Raw genomic sequence first — 17,782 nt, forward strand, 5'->3', positions numbered from 1 at the left:
TTGATGGTTGGCAACCGTAATCGGGGCGATTTCTTGCGCGTTCCGGCTCAGACTTTTGGCGTTGGCCGCTAGCGCTCGCAATGACGCGACAATACCGCCCCGCGAGGTGGCCCGTTCAAGGCTTCTTGGGCGGCGTCGTTGCCGTGGTCGTAGAGCGGGTAACGGTCGGCGTGGTACTCGTCCGAGTCACGGTGGGCGTCACTGTTGCCGTCGTCGTCGATCGCGTGACGGTCGCGACGGGACCGGGTTGGTGTGCAGATGTTGAGCCGGCTTGTAGCCGGGACTGCTTGCCGTCGAGTTGACCTGCTGCCCGACCGGGTTCGGCTTTGATCCGGTATTGGCCTGGACCGGATTGGCCGGCTTTTGCCTGCCATCGAAGACATGGTTGGCTTGCGCCGTGCCCTGGTTGGCATAGTTACCCTGCTGTATCGCGGCCGGCTTTTGCTGAACCACAGCCGGCTTCTGCGTCTGATTCTGATTTTGGTTTTTGTTCTGGTTCTGATTTTGAGCCAGCGTGGCAGTGCTCAACAGAGGCCACGCACAAAGCACGAGAAAGCAAGCACGATAGTATGACATCGACCCCTCCCCAATGAACGATTGCAATAAACGTCAAACCAAACGGCGAAGCCTAGCTCCCAATGCCCGCGCGAGTCGATGGGAGATCGATCGAGGCGAGGCCGCGCCTGCCTTGATTGACGACAGCGCTCACCTTCCCGCGGCACGTTTCGCGCCCGAGTGATGCATCGTCGTGTCCCTCGTAAGAAGAGGGCACAGGGAATGCCGGTGCGCGAACGCACCCGCAGCCTCGCGTGCAAAACAAAAAAGCACACGAGTTAGTCACCACAGGTACGCCGAAACATCCGGCATTCCCTGCGCGATGGTTCTTGCGGCTTATGACGCGCTCTCCCCGGTGTCCGGGCTTGTTAGCCACCGTCGTTCGCGGGCTCGTCACCCGCAAACTTGATCCCAGCGTCGGGAGATCAGGACCACACGATTTCGCCGCACGCTTCCAGCCAGCGCCCGTCTTGCGCTGCCGAAAGCGTCCATCGCATCCCGCGCCAACGTCCGTGACGATCGCGATACGCCCCTTGTGTCCAGGAAATCTGGCAGAACATGCGAACGGGCGGTTGGATCAAAACCGCCCGTTGCTGGAACTGAGCCCGTAGCGCCCCAAAGGCGGCAAAGCCTGTATTAGAGCGAGGGACAGCTCCGGTGTCTTCCTCAACCCGAACAGTTGCATGGGCTTGGAGCCCGAACCGAGCAAGGAAGGGAGTGGATGATGGCACAAAATGATCTCGCTGTCGTGGGCATCGACGTCGCCAAGGACAAGGTGGACCTGTGCATTCGAGCATTGGCGTTGCGGCAGACCTGTCCGAACACCGCCCAAGGTCGCCGCAAACTGGTGGCCTGGCTTCGCAGGCACCAGGTAGGCAAGGCGGTGATGGAGGCGAGCGGCGGTTACGAGCGTGAATGGCGCAAGGTGCTGCTCGATGCCGGCATCGAGGTACGGATCGTGGACCCAAAGCGGGTTCGTCACTTCGCTCAATCGGCCGGACGGCTTGCCAAGAATGATACGATCGATGCTGAGATGATCGCCTGGTTTGCCGAGACGTTCGGCGAGACGCCGAGCCAGACACATGATGCTGCCCAAGAGGAACTGGCGGCCCTGGTGAAAGCACGCCTAGCGCTCGTTGAGCTGAAGGTCCGATTGCAAAGCCAAAGTGCACATGCCGCGCCGGGACCGGTTCAGAAAGCACAGGCCCGCGTCTTGAAGAGTCTGGCGACCGAAATTGAAAAGCTCGAGCTCGCGATCGCAGCCAAGGTCAAGGCTACACCGCACCTTGCCGAGCGTGCCGAGATTATCGAGAGCGTGCCGGGCTTCGCCGAAACGACCTCCGCGATCCTCGCTGCAGGGATGCCAGAACTCGGGCAAGTGAACGATAAGATCGCCGCGGCTTTGGTAGGCATCGCTCCTTACGACGATGACAGTGGAAAGCGCCGGGGCGAGCGCCACATCAAGGGCGGCCGCCGCTGGATCCGCAACGCCATCTACATGCCTTGCCTCGGCGCTGCCACGCAGAACAATCCAGTCGCCAAGGCCTTCTATCGCCGCCTGATCGCCAAGGGAAAGGAGCCGAAGGTGGCCCTCGTGGCCTGCATGCGCAAGCTGATCTGCATTCTCAACGTCATGATCGCTCGCCACCAGAAATGGGATGCCGCTCGCTACGCACCCGCCTGATCGCGCGAACCTTTATCGCGCCCAGGCCCTCGTCTATCTCGACACAGTTGCTCTTGCGGGCGCGAGATGCGCGGGCTTCTAAAGGTGATTTGCCCGTCGGGGCAAGGGGAATTTGTTGAACGGGAGCAATGCATCACGGTTTGAGTGATTTGCCCGTCGGGCAAATCACTCAAGAACGAATGAAGCGCGGTGCTTGAGGACGCCAAGCCGTGGCTAAGTTATTTCTATTCTTCCTCCATGGTCACGGCGACGGCGCCAATGGCGGATAGCCGGACCTTGTTGCCTTCAACGTCGGCAACCAGGCCGCGGTCGATATAGTGGTGATGGCCCTTGTGCGATCCCTCTCCGCTGTCCTTCTTGGTCAATTTGATCCGGCTGCCCTCGATCTTGTCGACCGTACCGACGTGCACGCCGTCGGCGCCGATAACTTCCATGTGTTCCTTGATATCGCTCATGATCCATAGCTCCCTTTTACGGCTCCCTTGAATAGCCGATGCGGCGTCCTGACTCCGTTTCAGGCCGCCAGATCGTGTTCGGCTTCGACGTTGACGAGGGATTCGGCAAGCTTGGTGAGGGCTGCGTCCGTCGCCTCCTCTTCGTCAAGCGTCGCCTGCAAAAGCGTGGCCGCGTCAGCCATTCCAAGTTCCTCGGCCCATGTACGCAGCGTGCCATAACGCGACATCTCGTAATGTTCGACCGCCTGAGCTGCCGCGAGAAGCCCGGCATCGAGCGCAGGCATTCCCTTGAAGTCTTTCATGATCTCGGCGCCTTCTTCCGCGATACCGTTGATCGCCGCACAGGTTTTACCGCGTGGCGGCTTGCCGATGATCTTGAAGACCTGATTGAGACGCCTCACCTGGCCTTCGGTTTCACGAAGATGTTTCGTGAAGGCCTTTTGCAGTTCCTTCGACTGCGCGGCCTTCGCCATCTTCGGAAGCGTCTTCAGGATCTTGTTCTCGGCAAAATAGATATCCTTGAGCGTCTCGTGAAAGAGGTCGCTCAGCAGCATCGACTTCTTGGCCATGTTCGTTCCAATCCCGGTTGAAAATACCCGTGAGGGCTATCGGGATAAAAGGCGGACTGAACAATGGTTCCAAAACACCGCGATTTGTCAGCAACCCGCCTAGCGTCCAAGCGCCCGGCAAAAGCCGTCCACGTCCGTAAAGATCGCATCTCCAGCGAATTTCAGAGACGCAACGGAGCGTTCGGCAGCTTCGGCATGTCCGCTGCCGCAGGCGTCCTCCACCACAATCGGAATGATACCAAGGTCGGCTGCGTGACGGGCCGTCGGCTCGATGCCACGCCGTCGCCAAGCGATAGCAGAAGGTTCCCATCAACTCCTTGGGCAGTGACATATGTCGCATGAAGAATGTGCGCACTCCCGCAGCTCGCGCCGCTTGCAAGACGCGAGACACCCTGGAGACGACCACGTGCGGGTCCTTGATCTGCTTCAAGATGCCGACTTGCATGTCATAGACCACCAGCGCCATCCGCTGCGGATCGCATGCATCTTCGAGCGTTTGAGGAATGTCCAGGCCGTGGATGCGTTTCATGTACTGACACCTAATGAGATCCTGCGGAGCGGCCCGGCTGCGTTCCGTAAGTACGCGCCGGGCCTAACCAGCCGCGCGGTCAGTGCACCCTCGCGGATGGCTTTCGACAGATTACCCGCTAGACCCGATCTGCAAAACCTGATTGACAGATTTGGGCATCGCTTACTTTCAGGGCTCTGTTACCGGATCGGCTACCGCTTGAACGACTTCCTGGAGATTGTCGGACTTTCGATCGGCGTTAGTCTGGCCGCGACGGCCATAGCGGCTGGCATCGGCGTGCTCTTCGGGGCCGCGCTCGCCATTTTCGCATTTCCCGGGCGCCAACTGGTCATCGTTCTGATCAACGCGCTCTTTGGCTTGCCGCCGGTCGTTGTCGGGCTCGTGTTGTATCTTGCTCTGTCTCGCTCAGGTCCGCTCGGCTCCCTCGAACTGCTCTTCACCCCGACCGCGATGGTGATAGCGCAGACGATCCTCGCCGCACCTATCATCACGGCACTTGTGCACCGCGCCAGCGAGAGGGCCTGGGCGCGCTACGGAGATGAACTTGTTATGGATGGTGCGACGCGGTTACAGCCCATTCCGCAAATTCTGATGATCATTCGCGCCGACGTCGTGACCGCTGTACTGGCGGGCTTTGGCCGCACTGTTTCGGAAGTTGGAGCGGTGATCCTGGTCGGCGGCAACATTCGCGGATTGACCAGAACGATGACGACGGCCATCGCTCTTCAAACCAGCCAAGGCGACCTGTCATTGGCCTTGGCTTTGGGCATAGTGTTAGTCGGGATCAGCATCTCGATCAGCGCGACAGTTTTCGCGCTGGCGGGACGGGCGCGCACAGCAGGGAGCGACGAAGTATGACCGGACTTCGCAACGCCTTGGCTCTGGTTATAACCCTCGCTGCCATCAACACGAGTGCTGCCGAAGGGCAATCAGTCGTATTGGCCTCGACAACCTCGGTAGAAGCATCCGGACTGTTAGCAAACATTCTCCCGCAGTTCACCGCCAAGACTGGCATCGTCGTGAACGTGGTCGCGCAAGGAACGGGTCAAGCGCTGGACACCGCGCGTCGAGGTGATGCCGACGTGGTGCTGGTTCATGACCCGGAAGCAGAGCGCAAATTTGTAGACGAAGGATATAGCTCCACGCTTCGGCAAATCGCCTGGAATGACTTTGTTATCGTTGGGCCATCGAGTGATCCGGCGCACATTCTAGGCAGCAAGGACAGCGCGGCGGCTCTGAAGGCGATCGCGTCCGCAAGGGCTTCCTTCGTTTCGCGGGGGGACCGCAGCGGCACCAACGCCGCCGAGTTGCGGTTGTGGAGCAGTGTTGGCCGCACATCGGAAGCGCTAAAACCCGAAAAATGGTATCACGATATCGGCGGCGGAATGGGGCAGGCCCTCAATGCGGCCAGCGCCATGAACGCTTACACGCTAACCGACCGCGCGACGTGGCTCAGCTTCAATAACAAGGGATCGCTTATTATCATCGTCGAAGGCGATCCGCGTCTGATCAACCGTTACGACGTGATTGAACTGAACGCTGGCAAGCACGGCGCTGCGCGGCTCGACGCAGCGAAGGTTTTTGCGGAATGGCTGGTTTCGACCGAGGGGCAGCAAGCCATCGGCGCCTACCAGGTGAACGGACAGCCGTTGTTCAAACCCTCCGCCGCCTCGCCCAGATAGCCCACTTCCAAATTTGTGATCATGGGTCAACGGTCTGGATATTTTGTCGCATTTTCGTCTTGCCGGCTGGTTCAGGTTCACCGATAAATCCGTATGATTTTCGAGCCGAGATATGTCGTTGCTGCCTTTGGGCTGATCGTTTCCTCGCCACTGGTTCATGCGGAAGAGAAAGAGCCGCTCGCCGTCATAGAACTAGGTGCCGCAACGGAGCGCAGCATCCAGGACGGAACCTATAGCGCGGGACCGTCAGCCGCGGTCGAATTCCCGGTTATCAAGGACTGGCTGGAAATCGAGACGGGTATCTCGCCCTTGTTCCGCGCCGGGCAGACGGAATGGCAAGCCGACGTTCTTTTCAAGAAGCCATTCACGATCAACGAGCATGTCGAGTTCATGGTCGGTGCGGGTCCGCAGTTGAGTTATGCCACGGCGGGAGGCGGCACGAAGGTCGCGGGTGAGTTTGCGATGGAATGGATGATCTGGCCGACCAAAGACCGCAAATTCGGCTGGTTCATTGAGCCCACTTATAGCGTCACGTTGAACAAGGGACACGAACAGGCGATCGGCCTGACCGGCGGCCTTATGATTGCGCTATACTGAGGCCCACTTCAGACGCCGAACTTCACGTTCCAATCTTGATCGGCCGGATTCCCAAAGGGGCGCCTTTTATCAGGCGCTGAGGTTCACCCAGACCGCCTTCGGTTCGGTGAAATTCTGGATCGCTGCCGTTCCATGTTCGCGGCCGAGGCCGGAGTCGCGCTCGCCACCCCACGGCAACCGCACATCGGTATAACCATAGGTGTTGATCCAGACGGTGCCGGCGCGGGCGCGTTTTGCAAAACGCTGGGCGCGGACCACGTCCCGGCTCCAGACCCCGGCGGCAAGGCTATAAGCCGTGCCGTTGGCGATCCGCAGCGCATCAGCCTCGTCCTTGAACTTGATGACGCTGACGACCGGTCCGAAGATTTCCTCCTGCGAGATCCGCATCTCGTGCTTCACATTGGCAAACACGGCCGCGCTGATGAAATAGCCGCGTTGGCCGACCCGCTCGCCGCCGGTCACCAATGAGGCGCCTTCCCTCTCACCGATATCGACATAATCGAGGATCGACTTCATCTGCTTTTCCGAGATCACCGGCCCCAGCGACGTGTTGCGGTCGAGGAGATCGCCCATGCGAAGCGACTTGGCGCGCGCCGCGAGGCGCTCGACGACTTCGTCGTAGGCTCCTTCCTGCACCAGCACGCGGGAGCCCGCCGAGCACACCTGGCCGGCATTGAAGAAAATGCCGGCAGCGGCCGCCTTGGCCGCAGCTTCGAGATTGGCGTCGTCGAAGATCACGTTGGCGGATTTTCCACCGAGCTCGAGCGAGACGCGTTTGAAGTTGCCGGCCGCGCCCTTCATGATGCCGCGGCCGACGCCGGGCGAGCCCGTGAACGTCACCTTGTCGACATCGGGATGGTTGACCAGCGCGTCGCCGACGACGCGGCCCGGGCCGGGCACGATGTTGAGCACGCCGGGCGGAATGCCGGCTTCCAGCGCCAGCTCACCGATCCGCAGTGCCGACAACGAGGTCAGTTCGGCAGGCTTCATGACGATGGTGCAGCCACACGCCAGCGCCGGCGCCAGCTTCCACATCCCGATCATCAGCGGGAAATTCCACGGCACGATCGCCGCCACCACGCCGACCGGCTCGCGCACCGTATAGGTGAGCGCATCGTCGCGGGTCGGAACGACGTCGCCGGTGATCTTGTCGGCCCAGCCGGCATAATAAGTCAGCGTGTCGATCGCGGCGGGAAAATCCTGACGCAGCGTCGCCGAGACCGGCTTGCCGCCATCGAGACTCTCGATCTCGACGATTTCGTCGGCGTGGCGCTTGAGCAACTCGGCCCATTTGAGCAGGAGATGGCCGCGCTCGGCGGCGCGCATCGTCCGCCACGGTCCCTCGAAGGCGCGGCGCGCCGCGGCGACTGCGCGATCCACGTCGGCTTCGTTGCCCTCGGCAATCGTGGCGATGACCTCTTCGGTCGCGGGATTGAGGGATTTGAACGTCCGCCCCGAGGAGGATGGCACGCGCTTGCCGTCGATCAGAAGCTGGTGCGGTTTGCGCAGGAATTCGGCTGCGGCCGTTTCCGGGGTAAAGTCATATGCAACGGACATCATATTTCCTCCAAAGCTTGTCCTTGAACGTAGGAGGTTATTTGCTGCCGTAAATATGATATTGATTGCCTATGGCGCCTTCATATATGAACTAGATTTCATAATTAGGGTGGGAACGTGCTGCATATCGAGATCGAAACCGTCTGGCGATTTCAAAAGGAGGACAGCCCGCAGAATGTCGTCGTGATGCTGGGTGTGCTCAATGAAATCCGCAAAACCGGCAAGCTCACCAGCGCCGCGCGGGATGCGCATCTGTCCTATCGCCATGTCTGGAACCTGGTCGAGCAGTGGTCGCAGTTCTTCGGCGTGCCGCTGGTCGAAACCCAGCGCGGCAAGGGCTCGAAGCTCACGCCTTTCGGAGAGAAACTGGTCTGGGCCGGCGAACGGATGCAGGCCCGGCTCGGTCCGCAACTGGAAAATCTGGCGCAAGAACTCGCCACCGAGATCAAGCCGTTCCTGCATCAACGGCCATCCGTCATTCGCGTTCATGCCAGTCACGGTTTTGCGGTGTCGAAACTCCGCGAATTACTCGACCGCGAACCCGGCATCGGCGTCGACCTGCGTTATATCAGCAACCAGCATTCGCTGGTCTCGCTGGCCCAGGGCGCCTGCGACCTGTCCGGCGTGCATCTGCCGCGCGGCGAATTGCGCGCAAAAGGCATCCAGGCCTGCAAGGAATGGCTCGACCCGCGCCAGGACCGTATCGTCAGCTTCGTGACGCGCGAAATGGGGCTGATGGTCAAGCGGGGCAATCCGCTGAAGATTGCATCCCTCAAGGATATCGTCCGCACCAAGGCACGCTTCGTCAACCGCGACCATGACTCAGGCACCCGCCTGCTGTTCGATCAGCTGCTGGCGCTGCACGGGATCGACGAGGCGAAGATCAACGGCGCGCAACAAATCGAGTTCACGCATGCCGCCGTTGCCGCCTATGTCGCGAGCGGCATGGCGGACGTTGCCTTCGGCGTCGAAGCCGCGGCGCGTCAGTTCGGTCTCGACTTCATCCGCCTCCTCACGGAGGACTATGTCTTTGCCTGCAAGCAGACATTCCTGGAAACCGAACCGATGCGGCGGGTGCTCGACATCATGAAGGGCCGGGAATTTCAAAAGGCCGTCGCGGCGCTACCGGGATACAAGGCGACCGATACCGGCACGGTGTATTCCGTGAAGGATTTTCTCGATCGGCTTGAAGGGAGCAAGTAAAGCGCCGGATCATTGGCTGGCGCGACGACGGCCTTGACTAGAGGTCTCAGTCCTGCGGACTGAGCACGGAATCCTTCGCCACCTTCAATGGCGATGCCTTCACCGACTTGCTCGCGGGCTTGGCGGCAAATTCCATCGGCTCCTTGGTAAAGGGATTGATGCCGGTCCGGGCTTCTTTCGCCGGCTTGTTGACGACCGACAGCTTTGCAAAACCCGGAATCACGAACTCGCCGGATTCGTTCAGCTCCTTGTAGCCAACTGCCGTCATCGCCTCGATGACGGCCTTCACTTCACCTTTGGAAACCTGCGTTGCTTCTGCAATCGCGTCAATCAACTGAGTCTTTGTCATCTTGGCCATCGTGGCGACCTTATCTCTGAGGGGAACGCGACCAGGCCGCGCATTATCGCTGTAAGCGATGTTGTCCGGATTCCGCCCTGGCGAACGGTCCGCACACGTTCGTTAGAACAAAGAGCGGGCCGCGTTCAAGTGCAGAGTGAATATGGCGGTGGGTAGCCAAAATACCAGCAATTTCAACCAACACTGGACGGCCCCGCCGGATATCGCTATATTTTAATGAATATAACGATCTGGAAATAGCATCAATGGATATCGAATCGCAATCGCTGACGACCTGTGAAGTCGCTCCGGATGGCAGCACGGTTGTCCTCGGATTTACCGATTCAAGCGGGGCGGCCGCCACGATACGGCTGCCCTTGAACCAGGTTGGGGCATTGGCCATGACCCTGCCCGAATTGATCAACAAGGCGCTGCAGTCGCGATTTGGTGATCACACCTTGCGATACGCCTATCCGCTGGCGTCCTGGACCGTGGAACAGTCGTCTGATCCCGGCACCGGAATGATGACATTGTCGACCACAGACGGCTTCAGCGTTTGCTTCTCCATGGAACGCGAGTTACAGCACACGCTTGCCGAGGCGCTGGCCTCCGACGGCCAAGGCGAACCGGCCAGGATCGTGAACTAGAGCTTCGACGGGGCGACCGAAGCCCCCTCACCTTCCGCGGAAGCCAAACGGTGAGGCGCCGGGCAGAAGCGAGGAATTGATGTCGTTCGGCTGCTGCGAGAAACTCGCGCCGACCGACAGGCTGAGGTTCGAGGTCGGGCGGAACTCGACGCCGGCATTGACGCGATAGCCACCGGGCACGTTGGCCGACGAGGAGTCGAGCGCGGAAAATGGGCTGCCGACGATCGGGGCGTTGTTGTACTTCAGCGTATCGAGACCGGCATAGATCGAAACCGGCGCGCTCTTGAAGTTGTAGCCGACCTGGCTGCCTTCATAAGAGTAGGCACTGGCGCTGCCGAAGGCCGAGACGGGGCTGAAACTGTTTGCACCAAAACCAGGATTGCCAAAACCAAGGTTGCCGCGTTCCGTGCCGACAAACCAGCCGTTCTCGAAATTGTAGCGCGAGGAGAAGTTGCCGAAGGCGTTCGCGTTCGCATTCGTCTCCGAGGTCAGGTTTGAACTCAGGTTGGAATTGAACCCGGTGGTGGACGTCCAGTACGGCACTGATTGCGCCTGTGCGGCCGGCGCACCGAGACCAAGCAGCGCCAGTGTTGCCGCAAGGGCGGTTGCGAAACCTGATTGGCCTGAAGTCATGAACATCCGCGCACAAATAACCTGTGACGAAACTATAAAGCGAGGATGTCGGGAATGCTAGTCACCGTCATACTGGTCCTTGAACCAAACGATCGGCCGGTGGCCGTTCAGAAAACGCGAACTCCTTGAGGTTTCTGTCCAATCCCGGGGGTTTAATCGTCCCTTGCCGGTGGTCACGCCGCTGGCCCGGCTCCCGCAGCCTCAAAGCACCTGCGACAGGAAGCGCTGCGTGCGCTCGTCGCGTGCCTCGGTGAAGAAGGTCGCCGGCGGGCCGTGCTCGACGATGACGCCATGATCGGTGAAATAGATGTGGTCGGCGACCTCGCGGGCAAATCCCATTTCGTGCGTGACCAGCATGCAGGTCATGCCTTCTTCCGCCAGTTCGCGGATCGTCACCAGCACCTCCTTCACCGTTTCCGGGTCAAGCGCCGCGGTGACTTCGTCAAACAGCATCACGTCGGGACGCATGGCGAGCGAGCGGGCGATGGCGACGCGTTGCTGCTGGCCGCCGGACAATTCGCCGGGATAGCTGTTCTCTTTTCCCGAAAGGCGCACCTTGGCGAGCAACGCCCTCGATCGCGCCTCGACGGCGCTGCGCTCCTGACGGAGCACGTGGATCGGCGCCATCATCACGTTCTCAAGCGCGGTCTTGTGCGGAAACAGATTGTACTGCTGAAACACCATCCCGACCTTGCGCCGCAGCGCGAGCTTGTCGAGCCTGGGGTCGGTGACGTCGATCCCCTCGACGTGAATGGTGCCCGATGTGATCGGCACCAGCGCGTTGATGCAGCGGATCAACGTCGACTTTCCCGAGCCGGAGGGGCCGATGATACAGATCACCTCGCCTTTGCGGACAGAGAAGGTGATGCCCTTGAGCACCTCGAAGGTGCCGAATGATTTCCGCACATCGGTGCACGTCACGATCGGTTGATCCGCGGTCCAGGCAGCTGTCATGTTTCTTACCTCAACCGGTTTGGAAGCGCCGCTCGAGGCGGGCCGTCCACAGATTGATCGGATAGCAATAGAGAAAGAAGCAGAGCAGCGCGAAGCCATAGAGCGGCGCGAACAATTCGGGGCGTCCGCCCTCGGCCGCATGCACTTGTGCTGTGAGGGTCAGCATCTCGGAAACGCCGACGATCGAAGCCAGCACCGTCGACATCGCGACGATGCAATAGATGTTCATCCAGGGCGGCAACATCCGCTTGATGCATTGCGGCAGGATGATGCGCCACATGATCTGGCGGCGGCTGAAGGCAAGCGCCTCGGCTGCCTCCCACTGGGTTGCGGGCACCGAGCGAACCGCGCCCCGCACCACCTCCGCGACATTGGCCATGACGGGAAGCGCAAACCCCGCCGTCGCCTTGACCCAGTCGGGAAAGGGAATGCGCAGGCCGAACACCGTGACCTGGAACGGCACCAGAAACATCACGAAGAACAAGAGCACCAGCCATGGCGCGTTCCGGAAAATTTGAGTCACGACCCAACTGACTTGCCGGATCACGCGCAGCTCGGACAACAGCCCGAGGCCAAGGCCAAGCCCCGCGATCGTTCCGAGCAGCATCGCCAGCGCCGAGATCAGGATGTTGAAGCCGAAACCCGTGAGCAGGAGCGGCGCCCATTTCACGATCACCTGCATGGTCGACAACGTCACCTTGCCGCCTTGCGCCGACGCGCTCGACACAAACAACAAGAAGCTAGCGCCCAGCAAGACACAGGACACCACGCCGGGCCGAAGCTGTCTCGGTTGCCGCTTCAGCCGAAACGGCAGCAGCACCGGCATGCGCGCGCTTGAGACCTTCGGCATCGTCATCGGTGATAACCCGGAATATGCATCGCACGCTCCCAGCGCTGCATCAGCCAGACCAGCACGCCGACCAGCACGCCATAGGTCGCGAGCAGCAGGATCATCATCTCAAGCACGTTCTGCGATTCCGACCAGATTTGCTTCAGCGCATAGAGCGTCTCAGGCACCGCGATCGCATAAGCCAGTGTCGTGGTCTTCAAGAGATTGACCAGGTTGTTGTTTAGCGCCGGCAGGCAGACGCGGATCGCCAGCGGCAGAACGATATGACGGTAAGCCTTGAAGCGCTTGTAGCCGAGCGCTTCCGCGGCCTCGATGGTTGTCTTCGGCACGGCTTCGATGCCGGAACGAAAGATTTCGACATTGAAGGCAGCGGCAAACAGCGACAGCGAGATGATGGCCCATTGCACGTTGTTCAGCAGCGGCTCCCGCATTCCACTCGCCGTCTCGGTCGCCGGCAACATGGTGCCGAGGCCGAAATAGAAGAAAAACAGTTGAACCAGAGGCGGCGTGTTGCGGAATATCACGACGAAGCCGTTGACGAGACCACGCAACAGCCGCGACGGGCCGCTCTGGATCAGCGCACCGATGGCGCCGATCACGAGACTTAAAAGGATCGTGGTGACGCTGAGAAGCAGCGTCATTTTCAAACCGCTGACGTAACGATTCCAGTCGTAGGCGTCATAGAAGACCGTGAAGTTCAGTCCGGTCGATTGATAGAGCTCCCTGAACCAGTCCGGAATGGCGTCCATCGCGCGACCTCTCGCCCTAGAGGCCCAGCTCTACTTGGCGCCTTTATATTTCTCATGCATCGATTGCGAGTATTCCGTCGGCTGGACGCCCCACTTTTTCTCCTCGTCGACGATGAAGCCGGTCTTCATCCAGTCCTTCGTGGTGTCTTCCAGCATCGTTTGCAGACTGGCGTTGCCGAGCGCGACCGCCATCATCCAGGGCGCTTCGAGGATGCCCTTGAGCGGCAGCGCGTAGTCATCCTTCCACTCGTCGTCGAGCAGCTTGCCCTGCAAAAAAGTCTGATCGTAGACATAGCCGATGCAGTTGCCCTGCTTCATGGCATAAAGCGGCTTTTCCGAGCCATCGAATGAAACGATCTCCGGACCGTATTGCCGCGCGACGTCCTTGTTGTACCAGGCGCCGGACGTCGCACAGACCGCCTTGCCCTTCAGTTCGCTCCAATCCTTGATGCCGGCCTTCTTGTTGAGCAGGATGTTGACATAGTCGGCGTAATAAAGCGGCTCGATGGCCTGCACGACGCGGCGACGCTCGGGCTTGTCCGACATGGTCGCGATCAGCATGTCGATCTTGCCCTGTTGCAGGAATTCGATGCGGTTGGAGGCAGCAACCGGTACGAGCTCGATCTTCACCCCTAACCGCTTGGCGACGTCACCGGCGAGATCCGGCTCGAGCCCCACGATATTGCCTTGCGGATCGCGGAAGCCGAACGGCTTGTAGTCGGCCTTGACGCCGACGATCAGCGTTCCCCGCTGCTTGATGGCATCGACGCCATCGGCGGCCTGCGCGCTCGCGAGCGACAGGACGCTCAAGATGCCGATGATCGGAAGGCGGATGATAGTTCGCATGGGACCTCGCCTCTTGATTTCGAATTATTCAAATCGCGCGACCGAAAAGCCGGTCAAATCGACCTGCCGTTGTCCGCCGGTCAATCGCTCGGCAACGGCTTCGCCGATACCGGCCGAGTGCTTGAAGCCGTGGCCCGAGCATGCCGAAACCACGAACACGTGGTCAAGACGCGGGTGGCGATCGATGATGAACCCCCGATCGGGCGTGATCGTGTACAGACAGGCGGCCGCCTGACTGACGCGAGCTGTAGCGCCCGCCAGCCGGCCCTTGACGTGCTTTCGGTACATCGCGTCCGACTCGGCAGGGTCGACCTCGCGGTTGACGGTATCCGCGGTGGTCTGTGTCTCGTATTGCTCGGTCGCGATCTTGATGCTGCGATCACCGCGAAGCGGCGGAAAGCCGTAGAAATAGTCGACATCCGTCGCGCCATGCATCCAGATGAAGGCCGGCGCACCAGGGCCGTAAGCGGCGAGATCGTCGAGTTCGTACCAGTGAAGCACCTGACGATTGACCGTGAGCAGGCGATCGAAGGGCGCGCCCAACAAAGGCGCGGTCCAGCCACCCGCCGTGACCACGGCCTGCCGCGCCTCGATCACGCCGGCGGAAGTCTCGAGGCGAACCGTACCGCGCTCGGTGATGGAAAGGACCTCGACGCCGGTGCGTATCTCTGCACCCAACTGCGCGGCGCGGCTCAATTGCGCCGAGATGCAACGTTCCGGAAAGACATAGCCGCCACCGGGTTCGAAGTAAGCCTTCTCGGTGCCTGCGAGGCCCAGGAACTGCGGAAAACGACGACCGACCTCGACGCCGTCAATCGTCTCGTGCGCGATGCCGAATTCCCGCGCCACCTGGATCGAGCGTGCGACAAAGTCCGGCTTGCCGTGGTGCGAGGTTGGGCCGGAGCCTGGCCCCATGACCAGGACGCCGCAAGCGTTCAGCAGCTTCTCTCCGGTTTCGGCTTCGAGCTCGCGCCAGATCCGATGCGAATTGAGAACCAGCGGCGCGTAGTCGCCGCCCTCGCCGACCGCCTGCCGCGTGATCCGGGTTTCGCCATGACTCGACCCCATCCGGTGCGGGGGCGCAAAGCGATCAATTCCGATGACGTCCACGCCGCGCTTGGCCAAGTGATAAAGGACCGCGCTGCCCATGGCGCCGAGACCGACGACGACGAAATTGGCTTGTTCAGTCATGGATGGCGGCCCTGCTCAATCGATGGACATGAATTGGAATTGACCAGAAGTGGCAAATTCGACAAGATTTTTGTCACTTCTGAAGTGAAATTAATGATCAAAGTGAATTTCGCTTAAGTTGAGGCGCCCATGACCGATCAGCTGGACCTCCGAAGCTTGCAGATCGTCGCAGCCGTGGCCGAGACGGGCAGCATGCTGGAAGCCTCCCAGCGCTACGGGATTACGCAATCGGCGGTGTCCCAGGCGGTTCGTCGCGCGGAGGCCGCCACGGGCGTCACGCTGCTGGATCGAAGCCGGCGGCCGCTCAAGGCGACGAGAGCCGGCCGCATCCTCGCCAACCGTTTTCACGACATCAATCGCGACTTCGGCAGCCTGCTTGACGCGCTGCGCGCCGCCGCGATGTTACCGGAGCGGGTCGACCTGCGCCTTGGTCTTGTCGATTCCTACGCCGGAACGGTGGGTGCCCACCTGGTCAAGGAACTCGCGACCGGTTCGATGGCGCTGAGCCTGACGGCATGGTCGGGCCTCGCCGGCTCGCATGCCGAAGCTCTGGTGCGTCACACGATCGATGCCGCGATCACCTGTGATGCGATGGAGGATCTGGACGACATCGAACGGATTCCGTTTTACCGCGAGCCTTATTTGCTCGTCGCTCCGCGCAACCTTGCCGCCGAACTCGGCGAGCTGGAGCTCGGAAAGATCCTCGAGCGCTGTCGCCTGGTGCGACATAGCGAGCGCTCCTATGTTGGCGCCCAGGTCGAGCGGCATCTCAATCGGCTGGCGATTCGTGCGCCGCGCGCTTTCGAGTTCGACACGTCCGACAGCCTGATTGCGATGGTCTCGATCGGCATGGGGGTGGCCATCACCACGCCGCTCTGCCTGCTTCAAGGAATAGCGCACGCGGCAAACGTCGCCGTGCTGCCGCTGCCCGGCCCCGGCTTCTCCCGCGAACTTTTGCTGGTCACGCGCCGGGGCGACCTGTCCTCGCTCGCGCCTCGGATTGCCGACATTGCGCGCAGCACGATCTCGGCGCAGGCCATGCCCCGCATTTCAACGCTCGTGCCGTGGTTCACGGCGGCGAGTTGAGGCTGGCCGCCTCAGCTAAAAGTCGAGCGGCGCCCCGTCGACGACTTCCTTCATGACGAAGAAGGTGCGGGTTTGCCGGACGCCGGGAAGCGCAAGCAATTGCTCGCCATGCAGTCGTCTGAAATCGGCGATGTCTTTCACGCGGATCTTGAGAAAGAAGTCGAAGTCACCGGCCACCAGGTGGCAATCGAGCACAAACGTCAACTTCCTGACCGCCGCTTCAAAAGCGGAAAAACTCTCCTGGGTCGAACGATCGAGCACCACGCCGACGATGACGAGCGTCCCGCGATCGACCTTGGCCGGAGATACTTCGGCGCGCACAGAGCGGATGAAGCCTTCGTCGAACAGCCGCTGGGTCCGCCGGTGGCATGTGGCGGGGCTGATGCTGACCGCCTTGGCCAGTTCGGCGTTGGTCATCCGCCCGTTGCGTTGCAGACGGCGCAGGATGCGCTGGTCGATCCGATCGAGCTCGGAAGATTCTTTCATACTATGGCTTATTTTTCGAAGTAATGAACTACCATCATCTCTTTCATAGAGCATCCGGCTTAAAATCTGAAGAAAATTCGAGAGCACCTTTTCCGTGATTTTGGCTACATCTTCGCCACCGTTTACCTCCGCGGAGATCGACATGCTCAGGCTCGACAAGTTCGAACGCTATTCCTTGACCTTCGGCCCTACGCCGATCGAGTACCTGCCGCGCCTGACCGAAGCGCTCGGCGGAAGGGTGCAGATCTACGCCAAGCGCGACGACTGCAATTCGGGCCTTGCGATGGGCGGCAACAAGCTGCGCAAGCTCGAATACATCGTTCCCGACGCGATCGCTTCAAACGCCGATACGCTGGTCTCGATCGGCGGCGTTCAGTCGAACCACACGCGCATGGTTGCGGCGACCGCGGCCAAGATCGGCATGAAATGCGTCGTCATCCAGGAAAGCTGGGTGCCGCATGAAGACGCGGTGTACGACCGCGTCGGCAATATTCTGATGACGCGATTGATGGGCGCCGAGAGCCGGATCGTCGAGGACGGATTCGACATCGGGATCCGCAAGAGCTGGGAAGACGCGATTCAGTCGGTGAAGGACGCCGGCGGCAAGCCCTACGGCATCCCGGCCGGCGCGTCCGTGCACAAATATGGCGGCCTCGGCTATGTCGGCTTCGCCGAAGAGGTTCGCGCCCAGGAAAAGCAGATGGGCATCACCTTCGACTACATCATCGTCTGCGTCGTCACCGGCTCGACCCAAGCGGGCATGATCGTCGGCTTTGCCGCGGATGATCGCGCACACCGCGTGATCGGCATCGATGCCTCCGGCACGCCGGCGCAGACGCGCGCGCAGGTGCGCGAAATCGTCGATGGCACCGCCGAACTGGTCGAACTCGGGCGCAAGGTGCGCGACGACGAGATCGTCATCCTCGAAGACTACGCCTATCCGGCCTATGGCGTGCCGAGCAAGGAAACCAGCGATGCGATCCGCCTCGCGGCGCGGACCGAGGCCATGATTACGGACCCCGTCTACGAGGGCAAATCCATGCAGGGCATGATCGATCTGGTCAGGAAGGGTTTCTTTCCGGATGGGGCCAAGGTGCTCTATGCCCATCTTGGCGGCGCGCCGGCGCTCAACGGCTACAGTTACACGTATCGGAACGGGTAAGGCGTCGACC

General features: G+C 60.7%; 21 protein-coding genes. 8 read left to right on the forward strand and 13 right to left on the reverse strand.

Annotation, left to right across the window (positions count from 1 at the left end):
• Window positions 1-198 precede the first annotated feature (198 nt).
• Window positions 199-576: a hypothetical protein gene (locus BUA38_RS06735; protein WP_072817246.1), complete on the reverse strand. Its 378-nt coding sequence runs from the start codon at window positions 574-576 to the stop codon at window positions 199-201.
• Between the two features lie 700 nt (window positions 577-1,276).
• On the opposite strand from BUA38_RS06735, the gene BUA38_RS06740 reads away from it, so the two are divergent.
• Window positions 1,277-2,239: an IS110 family transposase gene (locus BUA38_RS06740; RefSeq protein WP_156898418.1), complete on the forward strand. Its 963-nt coding sequence runs from the start codon at window positions 1,277-1,279 to the stop codon at window positions 2,237-2,239.
• A gap of 224 nt (window positions 2,240-2,463) precedes the next feature.
• On the opposite strand, the gene BUA38_RS06745 is transcribed toward BUA38_RS06740, so the two are convergent.
• From BUA38_RS06745 to BUA38_RS38735, 3 genes are all read right to left on the reverse strand, one after another.
• Window positions 2,464-2,694, reverse strand: coding sequence for a DUF2171 domain-containing protein (locus tag BUA38_RS06745; RefSeq protein ID WP_072817247.1), 231 nt, complete (start codon window positions 2,692-2,694; stop codon window positions 2,464-2,466).
• A gap of 59 nt (window positions 2,695-2,753) precedes the next feature.
• On the reverse strand, window positions 2,754-3,263 hold the full coding sequence (locus BUA38_RS06750; protein ID WP_072817248.1) for a ferritin-like domain-containing protein: 510 nt from the start codon (window positions 3,261-3,263) through the stop codon (window positions 2,754-2,756).
• Window positions 3,264-3,362: 99 nt separating this feature from the next.
• Entirely contained in the window at window positions 3,363-3,488 is a 126-nt protein-coding gene (locus BUA38_RS38735; RefSeq protein WP_425304947.1) for a hypothetical protein, read from the reverse strand.
• Between the two features lie 445 nt (window positions 3,489-3,933).
• Between BUA38_RS38735 and BUA38_RS06765 the strand changes: the two genes are divergently transcribed.
• From BUA38_RS06765 to BUA38_RS06775, 3 genes are all read left to right on the forward strand, one after another.
• Window positions 3,934-4,650, forward strand: a complete 717-nt coding sequence (locus BUA38_RS06765; RefSeq protein WP_425304969.1) for an ABC transporter permease — start codon at window positions 3,934-3,936, stop codon at window positions 4,648-4,650.
• The gene (locus tag BUA38_RS06770) at window positions 4,647-5,474 is read left to right on the forward strand and encodes a substrate-binding domain-containing protein (RefSeq protein ID WP_072817249.1); all 828 of its coding nucleotides are present in this window, start codon (window positions 4,647-4,649) and stop codon (window positions 5,472-5,474) included. The genes BUA38_RS06765 and BUA38_RS06770 overlap by 4 nt, the downstream gene beginning before the upstream one ends.
• Before the next feature lie 93 nt (window positions 5,475-5,567).
• Window positions 5,568-6,071: a hypothetical protein gene (locus BUA38_RS06775; protein ID WP_072817250.1), complete on the forward strand. Its 504-nt coding sequence runs from the start codon at window positions 5,568-5,570 to the stop codon at window positions 6,069-6,071.
• A gap of 69 nt (window positions 6,072-6,140) precedes the next feature.
• Here the strand turns inward: BUA38_RS06775 and BUA38_RS06780 are convergent, their stop codons facing one another.
• Window positions 6,141-7,628 (reverse strand): aldehyde dehydrogenase family protein, encoded by a 1,488-nt coding sequence (locus BUA38_RS06780; RefSeq protein WP_072825902.1) that lies wholly within the window; start codon window positions 7,626-7,628, stop codon window positions 6,141-6,143.
• A 117-nt stretch (window positions 7,629-7,745) separates the two neighbouring features.
• Here BUA38_RS06780 and BUA38_RS06785 point away from each other — a divergent pair, with 117 nt between their 5' ends.
• A complete protein-coding gene (locus tag BUA38_RS06785) occupies window positions 7,746-8,831 on the forward strand; it encodes a substrate-binding domain-containing protein (RefSeq protein WP_072817251.1) in 1,086 nt (361 codons plus the stop codon).
• Between the two features lie 46 nt (window positions 8,832-8,877).
• Here BUA38_RS06785 and BUA38_RS06790 read toward each other — a convergent pair whose 3' ends face one another.
• A complete protein-coding gene (locus tag BUA38_RS06790; protein ID WP_072817252.1) occupies window positions 8,878-9,189 on the reverse strand; it encodes an HU family DNA-binding protein in 312 nt (103 codons plus the stop codon).
• A 245-nt stretch (window positions 9,190-9,434) separates the two neighbouring features.
• Here BUA38_RS06790 and BUA38_RS06795 point away from each other — a divergent pair, with 245 nt between their 5' ends.
• Complete coding sequence (locus BUA38_RS06795; RefSeq protein ID WP_072817253.1) at window positions 9,435-9,815, forward strand: hypothetical protein; 381 nt, start codon at window positions 9,435-9,437, stop codon at window positions 9,813-9,815.
• 27 nt (window positions 9,816-9,842) lie between these two features.
• Here the strand turns inward: BUA38_RS06795 and BUA38_RS06800 are convergent, their stop codons facing one another.
• The 6 genes from BUA38_RS06800 to solA form a co-directional block, all read right to left on the reverse strand.
• Window positions 9,843-10,448, reverse strand: a complete 606-nt coding sequence (locus tag BUA38_RS06800) for an outer membrane beta-barrel protein (protein ID WP_083587933.1) — start codon at window positions 10,446-10,448, stop codon at window positions 9,843-9,845.
• Between the two features lie 201 nt (window positions 10,449-10,649).
• On the reverse strand, window positions 10,650-11,402 hold the full coding sequence (locus tag BUA38_RS06805) for an amino acid ABC transporter ATP-binding protein (protein WP_072817255.1): 753 nt from the start codon (window positions 11,400-11,402) through the stop codon (window positions 10,650-10,652).
• A gap of 10 nt (window positions 11,403-11,412) precedes the next feature.
• On the reverse strand, window positions 11,413-12,258 hold the full coding sequence (locus tag BUA38_RS06810) for an amino acid ABC transporter permease (protein ID WP_072817256.1): 846 nt from the start codon (window positions 12,256-12,258) through the stop codon (window positions 11,413-11,415).
• Window positions 12,255-13,001, reverse strand: a complete 747-nt coding sequence (locus tag BUA38_RS06815) for an amino acid ABC transporter permease (protein ID WP_072817257.1) — start codon at window positions 12,999-13,001, stop codon at window positions 12,255-12,257. The genes BUA38_RS06810 and BUA38_RS06815 overlap by 4 nt, the downstream gene beginning before the upstream one ends.
• A gap of 30 nt (window positions 13,002-13,031) precedes the next feature.
• Entirely contained in the window at window positions 13,032-13,847 is an 816-nt protein-coding gene (locus BUA38_RS06820) for a transporter substrate-binding domain-containing protein (protein ID WP_072817258.1), read from the reverse strand.
• 24 nt (window positions 13,848-13,871) lie between these two features.
• Window positions 13,872-15,038: an N-methyl-L-tryptophan oxidase gene (gene solA, locus BUA38_RS06825; protein ID WP_072817259.1), complete on the reverse strand. Its 1,167-nt coding sequence runs from the start codon at window positions 15,036-15,038 to the stop codon at window positions 13,872-13,874.
• Between the two features lie 129 nt (window positions 15,039-15,167).
• Here solA and BUA38_RS06830 point away from each other — a divergent pair, with 129 nt between their 5' ends.
• The gene (locus BUA38_RS06830) at window positions 15,168-16,124 is read left to right on the forward strand and encodes a LysR family transcriptional regulator (protein WP_072817260.1); all 957 of its coding nucleotides are present in this window, start codon (window positions 15,168-15,170) and stop codon (window positions 16,122-16,124) included.
• Between the two features lie 15 nt (window positions 16,125-16,139).
• Here the strand turns inward: BUA38_RS06830 and BUA38_RS06835 are convergent, their stop codons facing one another.
• The gene (locus BUA38_RS06835; protein WP_072817261.1) at window positions 16,140-16,610 is read right to left on the reverse strand and encodes an Lrp/AsnC family transcriptional regulator; all 471 of its coding nucleotides are present in this window, start codon (window positions 16,608-16,610) and stop codon (window positions 16,140-16,142) included.
• 142 nt (window positions 16,611-16,752) lie between these two features.
• On the opposite strand from BUA38_RS06835, the gene BUA38_RS06840 reads away from it, so the two are divergent.
• On the forward strand, window positions 16,753-17,772 hold the full coding sequence (locus BUA38_RS06840) for a 1-aminocyclopropane-1-carboxylate deaminase (RefSeq protein ID WP_072817262.1): 1,020 nt from the start codon (window positions 16,753-16,755) through the stop codon (window positions 17,770-17,772).
• Window positions 17,773-17,782 lie beyond the last annotated feature (10 nt).

The organism is Bradyrhizobium erythrophlei (genome assembly GCF_900142985.1).
GTDB lineage: Bacteria > Pseudomonadota > Alphaproteobacteria > Rhizobiales > Xanthobacteraceae > Bradyrhizobium > Bradyrhizobium erythrophlei_B.